Consider the following 13,123-nt stretch of genomic DNA (forward strand, 5'->3'; position numbering starts at 1 on the left):
TGACTTTTTATTTGCAGGCTGAAGTAACGAGAATGCGACGCGCAGTTTTCAAAAACGCTCCCCTAGTATCTATAACGCAAGGGGAGCGTCTATTTTCAATTAGTTCGCTTGTTCTGATAATCGAGTTTTGCTTAAGCTCTCTCCCAGCGGCCTCCCGGGGCTGAAGATATAACACAATAAGCAATATTCAAACTTGAGGTTCCAGCTTTAATATACGAACGACAGGACCGTCCACACTCTAAAGTCGAATATGTAATCATCTGCGTATTATTTGGAGTATAGTGATATGGGGTTCCTCCAGCAGGATTTGAAATTGTTTTTGTAATATCATCATACTGGAATCCCACCTCTGGTGAATATTTGGATGTCTGCATTAAACTACTTGCTTTCATAGAGGTTCCGTAGTTCAGTGTTGTTTCAAACCAATTAATTCGTACCTTTAATGCCTGACGGTCATTTGTCACGGATACTTTCATGGTTGCATAAATGCTGTACTGGCTAAGCTGCCCCGTATTGCTTACAATATCAGTGATTGCTACTCTTTGCTGATGCTCGTCTACAATCAACAAACCCGTTGAAATAATATCCTGCTCGCTGCCATTTTCATCCACTACCTGTGTGATTGACAAATAATCATCCGGCTTTGCATCAATGGCGCGGGTCTTCATCTGTTTTTCCTGATATTGTTCAATTGCAACCTTAATTACGTCACTTTCATTCGTGATGTGATTGTTTAAAACCTCTTCATACACTCTGTTTTTTAATTCTGCATTTGTTTCTGCTTTTACTTTGGATTACAATTTCGCTTCCAAATCCTTCTTCACCTACCCCACCATTTACAACAACATCTCTTCCTACAAATCCTGATGGTGGTCAAAGTTAATCAAATATTTTATTTGTCTTGACATAACTTTCCATTAACTTATAATTTGTTTGCATCTTATATAATCTTAAAAGATCTAAATCCTGTTTAAAATATTTCTTGCACTTTACATCTTTTTGTGCTTCTAAAATACAAGCCTCAACCATTAATGAAGTGTGCAATGATCCTCCTTTTCCGGCAAATAATGTCTGTTGAATTCTTTTTCGACAGACACCTATTGCTTTTTCAAAATATCCCAATTCTTCCAACGCCATCCCATAATTTCCCATACTCATACCCCAATCTAAGATGTGAAATACAGGTTTAATAAAACTTTTTTCATATTGTCCCACTAAAAATTGATATATTTCCAATGCTACTTTATAATCCTGTTCACCCCAATAAATCAATGCCATTTCTGTCAAAATACTAACTTCCTCTGTATTTAAAACATATTCTATTTTTTGTCCTTCTTCAACTTTAAGTGACATAGCAAGTAATTCTTTTAATTGTTTTATAAATTGTTCCGTATATTCTGCATTTTCCTTATATTTTACTTTTACCCTTTCTGTTTCAATATATTGGTAATTTTTCATCAAATTACAGTCTAATTTTTCTTCAATTTTTGAAAGTACCTTTTCTGCATTTCCATACTCTTTTCGATGAATAAACTTCGAAAATTCAATCTTCAACTCCAGCGTCTCATACTCTTCCACTTGAATCCCCGTCTCAATTCTATCCCCACTCCTTCCCATCTTCTCCATCATCTGACGTAGATTTCCGCTTCGTGGTTTCTGATTTCCGTTTTCGATTCTTGCCAATGTTTCCTGCGCACAAATGTCTTCACTCAGTCCTTCCTGTGTAAGTTTTGCCGCATTTCTTGTTCGACGTATCAATTCTGCATCAATCTCGAAATTCCGAACCACATGGTCAAACAGACGGTAATTTTTAAAAGAAACTTTATAATCACTTTCCAATTCCAGAAGGCTTGCACGTTCCTGTCGCAGCAACCCAATAAATTCTGCGTTACTATTTTCTTTTTCCAGAATCTGCGCATACTGCTCCAGAATTTCCGGCATATAAAGCAGTTTCCCTTCTTCTCTCAAGTTTTCTAACGCCGTTTCTGTTATCAATTTTAAATAAGTATCCGCTTTTCCATCTCGGGCTGTTTTTTCTATTAACAATGCAGCATATGGAATTACTTTTACTCGTTCTGTCCTCTCAAAGTTTTTCTGAAAGATCTCCTCTACTAACTCCTGAAGTTCTTTCTCTCCTCGTTCACGATCTGTACCAAAACAGACTTCCCATCGAAATAGCAGAAGTTTGTATTCCTCTGCACTTAAAATCCCTGTCTTTCTCTGTATTTCCGCTTCTGGCATTGTCTGTACAATTGCCTTTTCCAAATGTTCACATACTGTCTCTACTGATTTACCACGAAGCCATGCAATCTGCGCATATTCCTGCTCAATGAACTGCTGATGCAGCGGCTCCTTTGCTCTTTTATTCTTCTCATATTCAAGCAGACATTGTTTTGCTTCTTCCCATTTTTTTTGACAAATTTTCTGTTGTATCTCCTGACGCAATTCATAGATATTGTAAATGTCCCTTGGCAATATATAAGTGAGCCTCTCCACCGATTTTCCCAACCGTCCCATAATTCGATCAATCAGAAAAAAATCAATTTCCTGCTGATCTGCTTCAATTCTTGCATATTTTGACACAGAAGAAATACCCAGGCATAATTGTTTTTGTCGTATTCCTTCTTTCTCTCGTAATTTCCATAGTAATTGACCAATTCCTTGCATCTGTTTCCCTTTACTGATTCCTTTTTCTATGTTATTTTTTGTGACTTTTATTATGATTTTAAAATTGTATTTACAGCAAGAGAAATTATCACCATATTTTAATTTGATTTTTATACAAATCCACGTTTTCTATTTTTATAAGTAAAAAAGTGTAATTTTTCCCTTTTTCATACGTATAATATACTTTGAATTTATTTTCATATTTTTCTTTTGTAAATGGTGAATAACCCGTCAACTTCCTGACATCTCCAAAATCTGGGATAATGGTGTGTAGAGTGTAAAAAGTGTGTTTCACACTTTTTACGAAAAACACCACAGGAGGTATTGATCATGAACACCAAGTTAGCCACCAGACAAATCCGATTGAACGAATGGGCTGCAATTATAAAAGACTGCAAAGCCAGTGGCCAGAAAGTTGATATTTATTGTGAACAGCACGGGTTATCCAGAGATGCCTATTATTATTGGCTGCGTAAAGTAAAAGAAGCAGCTTTAACACAGGCTGGTTTTGTAGAACTTCCTGCTCTGACATCAGAACAGATACCAGCCAAAACAATTGAAAAAGGAACCTCTGCATTTGAAACTCAGATGATTATTAAAATAAATGAGATTGAGTTCTATATGAACGAAAACTCGTCATCAGAACTGATATCCAGAATGCTGGAAATCATACGTCATGCTTAATGATGCTTCCGGCTTCCAACACGTTTACTTATGTACCGGATATACGGATCTCCGAAAAGGAATTGATGGATTGATCTCTATTGTTACCGGAACATTTGGCCTGGATCCAACCGAAGCGGGATCCATCTTTCTGTTCTGTGGACGCAGAAATGACCGGATGAAAGTCTTACTCTACGAAGGCGATGGCTGGCTTCTATGCTATAAAAGATTTACCGATGGAAAACTTCAATGGCCAAGAAGTGAAAAAGAAGCCAGAGACCTTACCCCTCAACAGTACCGATGGCTGATGGAAGGACTTTCCATTGAACAGAAAAAAGTAATACACAAGGTGAAACCAGAGCTTTATTAGTTCTGTTTTATATATGTACATTGACAGTTTTATAAGTTATCTAAATTTCCCTGAAATGCCTGAAATAAAGGGTTTTTCAGTGCCATCTGTGGTATAATGGATTCATGGAAAACATTACTTTAACCCTGGACGAACTGAATAAGATGCCGAAGAATGCCATAGCATTGCTGTACATACAGATGAGCGAAAGCTTTACGATTTTATCTGCACAGAGCCAGAAGATCCAGGATCAGAATGAAAGGCTGATCCATCAGATTGAAGATCTTCAGGAACAGATTGCAATCCTGACACAACAGCGTTTTGGAAAAAGAACGGAAACTGACAAACAGGTTATGGGACAACTGTCGTTTTCTCTTGAAAACATGTGTGTCCTGAATGAAGCAGAGGCACTTGTAGAAAACGGTATTCCTGATGAACCTGACATTGAAAAAGTCGTTGTCCGCAGAAAGAGAACCAAAGGAAAACGTGACCTGAATCTTCAGAACATCGAAGTTGAAGTGATCAACCACGATTGTTCCGAAGAAGAATTACGGGAACACTTTCCAAAAGGATGGCATCCTATGGAAGATGAAGTATATAAAGAACTTCAGTATATTCCAGCCAGATTTAAAGTATTGGAACATCATATCAAAGTATATGCCGGGAATTCTGATTGCGGCAGTTTTCTGCGTGCAAAAGCACCGGAACGTCTGCTGGCACATAGTATTCTTACCCCGGAACTGGCAGCTGCCGTGTTTAATGCAAAGTATGTAAATGCGGTACCTTTGAACCGTCTTTCTGAAGAATTCCTTCGAAATGATGTCAACATTCCGCGGCAGGATATGGCAGGATGGATGATCCGTCTCAGTGAGTATTATCTGCAGCCGGTTCATGATCTGATGAAAGCAGAGATTATGGAATCCCACCATATCCATTGTGATGAAACACCATTTATCATGCCTCAGCACAGCAAGGAATATATGTGGGTGTTCCATTCTCCTGGTGGAAGCGATACCCATCCACTCTTCCTATATGAATATCTGGGTGGCAGAAGCGGCGAAGTCCTGGAAAAATATCTATCTGGATATCAAGGGACACTCGTAACCGATGGTTACCAGCCGTATCATACGCTTATGAAAAAAAGTGATAGGATCCAGGTGGCCGGATGTTATGCTCATGCAAGACGGAAATTCACAGAGATCATAAAAGCTGTGAAGAAGAATACGCCGCTCACGCCAGGACAGGCAGTTGCTGCTGAAGCAGTCAAACGGATCGACGCGATGTATCATTTGGACAACATGTATAAAGAATCATCGGCAAAAGAGAGATTAGATAACAGACAGCGCTCTGTAAAGCCTCTTGTCGATGCCTATTTTGCGTGGCTGAAAACATTACAGGGAAAATCAAACGCAAGCTCCAAGTTAAAAGAAGCAATCAATTATTCGATCAATCAGGAAATATACCTTCGAAGATTCCTGGAAGATCCGCTTCTTCCGCTGGATAACAACGATGCAGAGCGTAGTATCAAGTCTTTCTGCGTTGGAAAACATTCCTGGCATATCATTGATTCTACAAAAGGAGCCAAAGCGAGTGCTCTCTTATACAGTATTGCAGAAAGTGCCAAGGCAAACAGCCTGAAACCATACGAGTACTTCTGCTACCTGTTGACAGAACTTGTGAAGTATCCACGAAACGATGTTCCAACAGAGGTGTTAAAAACTTTAATGCCATGGTCTGAAGAACTGCCGGATCACTGTCGAAAAACTAAATCAAGGTAAAGCTCAGTGCCAGCCTTCGGGCTGGCATATCTTTTTCGGGAGGACGAGTTATTTACCATATACTTTCTTTTAAAATAAAATATGGAATTGCCCTAAATCAAGGCAATTCCATGCATTATAATTTATCTTTAGTATGGAACCCTCCCATTCTTTACCCATAGCAAAGTAAAGCATCGGTGCATGCAGCAGCAGGCTGTCATATCCCATCAACGCCATCGTTTCTGTCAATGCTTTGACCTCATCGGATGTTATGAGCGGAAGCCGCAGCGCCATCAGCCCAAAGCAGAGCGAATATCCCAAAAACACAGCCAGAAAGCCGTCATTAACACATGGGAAAAACTATAAACGCTGCTATGTACCCGCGGTAAAATACAGTTGATATAATTTTTCTGCACATCCTCCCAGTAACTGAGCGCGAACGGCAATACGACAAGAATTGTATTCGTCACCAGAAATGCACTTACACCGCCGCGCGCATTCACCAGATAATAAACCGAGCAGTTTCCTCCTGATCCTGCTGCTTCAGGGTAAATGCTCAGGAAGGTAAGTACGGCAATAAAGGCAATTGCGAGATAAAATTTCCACGATTTTATCATTCTGCTGAAATCGGAATGCAGCATTCGAAAAAAGACCATTTTTTTGTTCACCCCCGTCTCGTATGAATGTTCCATGATACCATTTTTATATTTTCATGATAGCGTAAACGCCTGAAATAGTTTATGACGTTTTCTGAAACTTTGAACAAAAAACTTTTTATTCATTTTATCAAGTTGGAACTTTCTCCACCAGATCTTCTACCGTACATACTAATGCCCGCGCAATCTTCAACAAGGTCTCTGTCTGCGCCTTGTTAATATCCTTTCTTCGCTGTTCATACTGCTGAATGGTCCGAACCGAAACACCTGCCTGCTGTGCCAGTTCACTCTGACTTAGATTTGCAAAAGTACGCAATTCTTTCAAGTTTGTCTCCGGTTTTGCTTCACGATATAATTCATTCATTTTATCTACAAACTGACGAACATCCATTTCATGATATGGCGTGTAGAGCATTCGCACTTCAGTTACAGGAATAGCCTGGTTTATTTCCGCAAAAGACAAACTGGTACTCCACTGATAATAGGCCAACGCCCAGCCTGTCCAATATTCAGGGCTGCGATCGTAAGAATAAGAGGGGGCTTGTTCCGGCTTTGGTTCCCCTGCTTCCTGTAATACTTCATATGCAATTTCAACTCCCGACATTCCCGCTACCACAGAACAGTCACCTCGTTCAAACCGTGACGCTGTATTACTCATACAAAACCACTGCCATACAGTTTCCAACGGCCGTTTTAAATCATTGACCATATAATCCAGCATGCAGGCAAGATTTTTTTGTGCAACAGAAAGATATAATTTATCGTAAGCGTGGATCATCTGGTTTCATCTCCTCATCTAAAATTGTGGTGATATATAAATCACCCCGCTGACGGCGGTTTCGTTCCAGATCAAAATATTGCCGACGCGCCATATGATCACGGGATGCTTTCCTCTTATACCATTCCTGCACACTTGCAATCTCATACCCTGTAAATTCCAAACGTTCAAATGCTCTTCTGCTTTTTAAAACAAACTGCTGGCCCAGTTTTCCCAGACGCATTGCATTACTCAACTGACGGTAAGAAATTGCACCATTAATAAAATCCGCTGCAAAAGAAAAATAGCTGTCGTCAGCACGATATCCAATGATAATATCTGCCTTTTCATAATCAAGATGAAAATTTTGTAGCAAATATTCTTTTGCTTCTGCCGCCAACGGTGTGGATGCATCAAATTCTCGATTTTCCAACAAAATCGTAAGCCAATGGAGCATTGTATAGTCGCGCATATTCAAATTGAGAACTTTCAATCCATCACATTCAATCTCATATCTATTTGCGTAACCATTTTTATCCGCACTGACACCCCATTCTTTGGCCATATTTTGGTTTTCTGTACAGTAAAATCCAACACCATAATCATTATAAATTTTTCCATAACCATATTTCGGCCGTTCAATAATATGATCCGAACCATGATAAACTGTTTTTTTCATTTTACCACCTCTGCTTCAAATTATACTCCTAAAGGCGTATAAAAACAACAAATAGAAAAATTCGGATTCAGAAAATACGTTTGAAAGAACTTTTGACATTTTTACAAAAGCGTGATGCTATGATGTCGAAAAAGAGCTCTGCCGACAGACGGTCAGCCTGTTTACTAATTATGTCAAAAATGGTCGCCTAGTTTGCAGACAGGGGTGGCTATTTTTGCGTCTTACCCTTATTTTTTCTCCACCATACGCTTCCTACAACAACTCCTCCCGCCAGCACAAAAATTATTTGTTTTCTCGAAAGCCTCCATCCGAATAACTCAACTCTTACTTCCTTCGGCTGATACGAATACCCCATCAAAATTCTGTTATCATCCCCCGTCCCCACCGACGCATGGCAGTATGTGGTTCCCATGAATTTCATCGCAGATCTCGGTGTTCCCAGCTGGCTCCCGGAATAGCTGGCGCCATTTAGCTGTTGATTGTTTGCAATAAGATTCCCACTGACTTCCCAGTCGCTCATTGTTCTGTCCTTATACCATAAGGTTCCGCCAAATTCATACGGTCTTATCGCCTCTCCCAACAAAAACGAAAAGCTGTCGTTTCCACAGGGTTTTTTGTTCTCTGCAAATTCATAGGTCGGATAAATATAAATCGTCGAACCAATTTGAAAGGCTGATGCATAGAACTCAATCCATTCGAAATCTTCCTCTCTTCCATTCATCGCCTGTTTTCCTACATCGATTTTCATATACTCAAATTTTCCATCCCCATTTTTTAAATCATCGACGATAAACTGCTTCACATGCTCATCCAGCTTTTGTATCTCATTCTCTGGCATCCCTGTTTCCTGCAAATAAGCATCGTAATCAGAAGGAACCTTTTCCTCTGCCTTCACATAAGATACCCCCGCATACAATGACAGTCCGCAACAAAGTAAAACCAGAAATAACGTCCGCATTTTTCTCATACAACGCTCCTCCTTCCTGTTGTCATATTCGATAAACCCGTTCAAATATTCTCTCTTTATCATTATATTATCATAAGATTCAGAATCTTTATATGACGTTTTCCTTAACTTTTTAAAACGCAAAAAATCCCTCCCCACACATCACGCATGGAAAGGGATTTCTCTATTTACTCTATTTTTCTTTTAATCCATCAGCAGATCTCCGCCCCTGCCGGCATTGCTTTTTCCGGGGTCATGAGGCATACGTTGCCTTCGGCGTCTTCTGCGCAGAGGAGCATTCCTTCAGACATCATGCCTGCCAGTTTGGCCGGTTTCAGGTTGGTCAGGACCATAACCTTCATTCCGATGGTATCTTCCGGTTTGTAATATGCTTTGATTCCGGAGACGATCTGTCTTGTCTGGCTTCCGACTTTGACCTGGAAGCAGAGGAGTTTTTTCGATTTCTTCACCGGTTCGCAGGAGATGATCTCACCTACCTGGAACTGCATTTTTCCAAAGTCTTCGAACGTAATCTCTTCTTTTGGCTCTACATCTACAACAGCTTCTTCGGCTTTTTCCTCTTCTTCTTTTGCGGCAGCCATAGCAGCTTTCTGTTTTGCCTGGATCACTTCTACTTTTTCCATCACTTCTTTGACGTCGAGTCTCTGGAACAGGATCTGCGGCTGATCGGTTACCTGATTGCCCGATGTATACAGTCCGAACTGATCCAGCTCTTCGTAGCTGCGTTTCTCTGCATTCAACTGAGCCAGGATCTTCTCGGTGGTCTCCGGCATGAAAGACTCGAGCAGGCATGCGCCGATGGTGATGCTCTCTACCAGGTTGTACAGAACTTCTTCCAGACGGTCTTTCTTTGCCTCATCCTTTGCCAGTGCCCACGGCATCGTCTCGTCGATGTATTTGTTGCAGCGTTTGAACAGACCAAAGATCTCAGTCATTGCATCTGCCACACGCAGCTCTTCCATCTTTGCAGCAACTTTTGCTTTTGTTGCGGTAACGACTGCTTTCAGATCATCATCCACCTCTTCTGCTGCGCCGGTCTTTGTCACAACGCCGCCGAAGTATTTGTTGCTCATGGAGATGGTACGGTTTACCAGGTTTCCAAGAGTATTGGCAAGGTCGGAATTCATACGCTCAACCAGCAGCTCCCAGGTAATGACACCGTCGTTCTCAAACGGCATCTCGTGCAGAACGAAGTAGCGGACAGCGTCTACGCCGAACAGGTCTACCAGATCGTCTGCGTAAATCACGTTTCCTTTGGATTTACTCATCTTGCCGTCGCCCTGCAGCAGCCACGGATGACCAAATACCTGTTTCGGCAGCGGCAGATCAAGTGCCATCAGGAAGATCGGCCAGTAAATGGTATGGAAACGGATGATGTCTTTTCCGATCAGATGCAGGTCTGCCGGCCACAGCTTGTTGAACTGCTCGGAACTGTTTCCGTCACAGTCATAACCGATTCCAGTGATGTAGTTGGTCAGTGCATCCAGCCATACATAGGTAACGTGCTTCGGGTCGAAGGATACCGGGATTCCCCAGGTGAAGGAGGTTCTGGATACACAGAGATCCTGCAGTCCCGGAAGAAGGAAGTTGTTCATCATCTCGTTCTTTCTGGAAACCGGCTGGATGAATTCCGGATGAGTGTTGATATAATCGATCAGTCTCGGTGCATATTTGCTCATCTTGAAGAAATATGCTTCTTCTTTTGCCGGCGTAACCGGGCGTCCGCAATCCGGGCATTTTCCGTCTACGAGCTGGGACTCGGTGAAGAAGGATTCACACGGTGTACAGTAAAGACCTTCGTAATATCCTTTGTAGATATCTCCCTGATCGTACAGTTTTTTGAAGATTTTCTGTACCTGTGCCTCGTGATCGGCGTCGGTGGTACGGATGAATTTGTCGTAGGACGTATTCATCAGATCCCAGATTCTCTTGATCTCGGTGGATACGTTGTCTACGAATTCTTTTGGCGTGATACCTGCCTCTTCTGCTTTCAGCTCGATCTTCTGGCCATGCTCATCGGTTCCGGTCTGGAAGAATACATCGTAGCCCTGCTGACGTTTGAAGCGGGCGATGCTGTCCGCGAGTACGATCTCGTAGGTGTTTCCGATGTGCGGCTTGCCGGATGTGTAGGCAATCGCCGTGGTGATATAATATTTTGGTCTGATTTTTTCCATTGCTTTCATTTCTCCTTTCAAATAAAAAAACTGCCTTATTCCGCTCTCTTGTAGTCGGAAGAAGACAGGTTTGTTTACCCGTGATACCACTTCTTTTCGTCCCTGCCTCACGGCAGAAACCTCTGCAGGTACATGTGCTATACCTCTCCGCTGTAACAGGCGGAACCTGTCGCAGCCTTACCGTTTCAGATTGTTGTTCTCACGGTTCGGTGCGCCTCTCGGAAGCCATGTTCGATCTGCCGCTCCTCCTCCCCTCTCAGCCTGCAAAACCGGAATAGTTTTCGGGGGTGTTCTCTGTAAATTCGCACATGCAGATGTACTCTCTTCGTCACTGTGTTTTGTTTTTATGCACTGGTTTTATGCTAACACATTTACATCAATTTGTAAACCGCAAAAAAGCCCGCCGTACGGGGATTTTTTCATATTCTCCCCATTCGGCGGACCTTTCATTCATCGTAACAATTATCTGTGGTTTGCTTTGATCACAGACATTGCTGCTTCATCTGCTACAACTGTCAGATCGTTGTGAAGCTGCAGGATGGAAGCCGGAACCTGCGGAGTAACCGGTCCGTACAGAACTTTGTCGAGGATCTCTGCTTTTCCTTCGCCGCTGACGATCAGCAGAACTTTTCTCGCCTGCATGATGTTCTTGATTCCCATGGTGTATGCCTGGGTCGGAACATCCTCTACTTTTTCAAAGAAACGTTTATTTGCCTGAATGGTGCTCTCGGTCAGGTCAACGCAGTGTGTCTCTTTCTCGAATGCTGCGCCCGGCTCGTTGAATCCGATGTGGCCGTTGTTTCCAAGTCCAAGAAGCTGCAGGTCAATGCCGCCGACGCTGCGGATGATTTCGTTGTATGCTGCACATGCTTTTTCGCTGTCCGGCTCCAGTCCGTTCGGAACGAAGGTGCGCTCTTTGTTGATGTTGACATGATTGAACAGGTTGGTGTTCATGAAGTAACGATAGCTCTGATCATTCTCCGGAGAGAGTCCTTTGTACTCGTCCAGGTTTACGCTGGTGACATTTGCGAAATCAAGGTCGCCTTTGTTGTACCACTCAACGAGCTGTTTGTAAGCGCCGACCGGGGTAGATCCGGTTGCAAGGCCGAGCACTGCGTGCGGTTTCATGATCACCTGCGCGGAGATGATGTTTGCTGCTTTTCTGCTCATATCATTGTAATCTTTTGCTTCAATTAATAACATTTGTTTTTCCTCCAAATTTCTTCTATATAATAAATTACATAATAACCTGTTTCAGGTTCAGTTCGTCGTCCACCAGAAGTACATGCGCTTTTTTGCCCGGTGCAATGGATCCTACTTCATCGTAGATACCGATGCTCTGTGCCGGATTTCTTGTTGCCGCAAAAATGGCATCTGCCAGCGGAATATCAAACGAAACTGCTTTTCTCATGCAGTCGTACAGGTTCGTAGCGGAACCCGCGATGGTCTCACCGTCGGTCAGGGTTGCTTTTCCGTCTTTCATCCAGACAGCCTGTCCCCCGAGGGAATACGTTCCGTTCGGCATTCCCGTTGCCATCATGGAATCGCTGATGAGAACCATGCGCTCACTTCCCATCATGGAGAAGGTCGCGCGGACAACCGCACCGTGAATGTGATAGCCGTCACAGATCAGCTCCATGCGGCACTCCGGATCGTCGAATGCGGCGCCGATGACACCAGGGTTACGGTGTGCGAACGGCGGCATGGCGTTGTACAGATGGGTGACATGGTGTGCTCCTGCTTTCATGGCAGCCAGCGCGGTGTCATAATCTGCTGTTGTATGGCCGATGGAAACCATGACTTCATCGGAAACCTCTTTGATAAATTCCAGTGAGCCAGGCATATTCGGGGCCAGGGTTACGAGACGGATTTTTCCGCCGCTCGCCGCATTGCATGCGCGGAAGAACTCAGCGTTCGGAGCCACGATGTTCTCCTCTGCCTGTGCGCCTTTTTTGATCGGATCGATGAACGGTCCTTCCATGTTGACGCCGGCGATCACTTCTGCTTCCGGCTCATCTTTGATTGCTTCGATGGTTCCGAAGATTTTCAGCAGATCGTCTTTTGGCAGTGTCATGGATGTCGGGCAGTAAGAGGTAATGCCGTGCGCTTTCTCGTAGCGCAGGATCTCTTTTAAACCTTCCACGTCTCCGTCTGAAAAATCATGTCCGGCAGCGCCGTGGCTGTGTACGTCAACCAGTCCCGGCAGAACCATCATGCCTTTCGCATCGATCACTTCCTGATTGATCACTTCTTCTTTTGTGGAAACGAAACGTTTTCCTTCTATATAAAGATCTTTTTCCGCAAACGTTCCGTCTTCCTGAAATACACGTCCGTTTTTGATAATCATTGTCTTGCCTTCTTTCTTTGATCTGTTCTGATTATAATTTATGTTGATTTTATTTTCAACTATTTTTATATTTTAGAAATTACTTTCACGTCATTAAAGTTCTTTCC

13 protein-coding genes are annotated in these 13,123 nt (G+C 42.7%); 3 read left to right on the forward strand and 10 right to left on the reverse strand.

The window, feature by feature from the left end:
- Positions 1 to 131: 131 nt before the first annotated feature.
- Positions 132 to 752 (reverse strand): hypothetical protein, encoded by a 621-nt coding sequence (locus tag DXD92_RS10085; RefSeq protein WP_055268443.1) that lies wholly within the window; start codon positions 750 to 752, stop codon positions 132 to 134.
- A 127-nt stretch (positions 753 to 879) separates the two neighbouring features.
- A complete protein-coding gene (locus tag DXD92_RS10090) occupies positions 880 to 2,667 on the reverse strand; it encodes a helix-turn-helix domain-containing protein (RefSeq protein ID WP_118640491.1) in 1,788 nt (595 codons plus the stop codon).
- A 330-nt stretch (positions 2,668 to 2,997) separates the two neighbouring features.
- Between DXD92_RS10090 and tnpA the strand changes: the two genes are divergently transcribed.
- The 3 genes from tnpA to tnpC all read left to right on the forward strand — a co-directional run bounded on the left by tnpA (position 2,998) and on the right by tnpC (position 5,457).
- On the forward strand, positions 2,998 to 3,351 hold the full coding sequence (gene tnpA / locus DXD92_RS10095; RefSeq protein ID WP_118640492.1) for an IS66 family insertion sequence element accessory protein TnpA: 354 nt from the start codon (positions 2,998 to 3,000) through the stop codon (positions 3,349 to 3,351).
- A complete protein-coding gene (gene tnpB, locus DXD92_RS10100) occupies positions 3,344 to 3,700 on the forward strand; it encodes an IS66 family insertion sequence element accessory protein TnpB (RefSeq protein ID WP_118640493.1) in 357 nt (118 codons plus the stop codon). Before tnpA ends, tnpB begins: the two co-directional genes overlap by 8 nt.
- A gap of 104 nt (positions 3,701 to 3,804) precedes the next feature.
- Positions 3,805 to 5,457, forward strand: a complete 1,653-nt coding sequence (tnpC, locus tag DXD92_RS10105) for an IS66 family transposase (RefSeq protein WP_118640494.1) — start codon at positions 3,805 to 3,807, stop codon at positions 5,455 to 5,457.
- Positions 5,458 to 5,526: 69 nt separating this feature from the next.
- Here tnpC and DXD92_RS18555 read toward each other — a convergent pair whose 3' ends face one another.
- The 8 genes from DXD92_RS18555 to nagA all read right to left on the reverse strand — a co-directional run bounded on the left by DXD92_RS18555 (position 5,527) and on the right by nagA (position 13,016).
- Complete coding sequence (locus DXD92_RS18555; RefSeq protein ID WP_158579565.1) at positions 5,527 to 5,685, reverse strand: hypothetical protein; 159 nt, start codon at positions 5,683 to 5,685, stop codon at positions 5,527 to 5,529.
- A 44-nt stretch (positions 5,686 to 5,729) separates the two neighbouring features.
- Positions 5,730 to 6,053, reverse strand: coding sequence for a hypothetical protein (locus DXD92_RS10115; RefSeq protein ID WP_147399300.1), 324 nt, complete (start codon positions 6,051 to 6,053; stop codon positions 5,730 to 5,732).
- Positions 6,054 to 6,222: 169 nt separating this feature from the next.
- A complete protein-coding gene (locus DXD92_RS10120) occupies positions 6,223 to 6,870 on the reverse strand; it encodes a helix-turn-helix domain-containing protein (protein ID WP_055220951.1) in 648 nt (215 codons plus the stop codon).
- The gene (locus DXD92_RS10125) at positions 6,851 to 7,528 is read right to left on the reverse strand and encodes a DUF3990 domain-containing protein (protein ID WP_082426280.1); all 678 of its coding nucleotides are present in this window, start codon (positions 7,526 to 7,528) and stop codon (positions 6,851 to 6,853) included. The genes DXD92_RS10120 and DXD92_RS10125 overlap by 20 nt, the downstream gene beginning before the upstream one ends.
- Positions 7,529 to 7,736: 208 nt before the next feature.
- Complete coding sequence (locus DXD92_RS10130) at positions 7,737 to 8,495, reverse strand: hypothetical protein (RefSeq protein ID WP_118595657.1); 759 nt, start codon at positions 8,493 to 8,495, stop codon at positions 7,737 to 7,739.
- A gap of 191 nt (positions 8,496 to 8,686) precedes the next feature.
- Complete coding sequence (gene metG, locus DXD92_RS10135; RefSeq protein WP_117510577.1) at positions 8,687 to 10,669, reverse strand: methionine--tRNA ligase; 1,983 nt, start codon at positions 10,667 to 10,669, stop codon at positions 8,687 to 8,689.
- Between the two features lie 462 nt (positions 10,670 to 11,131).
- Positions 11,132 to 11,872 carry a glucosamine-6-phosphate deaminase gene (nagB, locus tag DXD92_RS10140; RefSeq protein ID WP_117761352.1) on the reverse strand — a complete coding sequence of 247 codons (741 nt, stop codon included), beginning with the start codon at positions 11,870 to 11,872 and terminating at the stop codon, positions 11,132 to 11,134.
- 34 nt (positions 11,873 to 11,906) lie between these two features.
- Complete coding sequence (gene nagA, locus DXD92_RS10145) at positions 11,907 to 13,016, reverse strand: N-acetylglucosamine-6-phosphate deacetylase (protein ID WP_117805110.1); 1,110 nt, start codon at positions 13,014 to 13,016, stop codon at positions 11,907 to 11,909.
- Positions 13,017 to 13,123: the final 107 nt, after the last annotated feature.

The organism is Blautia sp. TM10-2, assembly GCF_003480845.1.
GTDB lineage: Bacteria > Bacillota > Clostridia > Lachnospirales > Lachnospiraceae > Fusicatenibacter > Fusicatenibacter saccharivorans.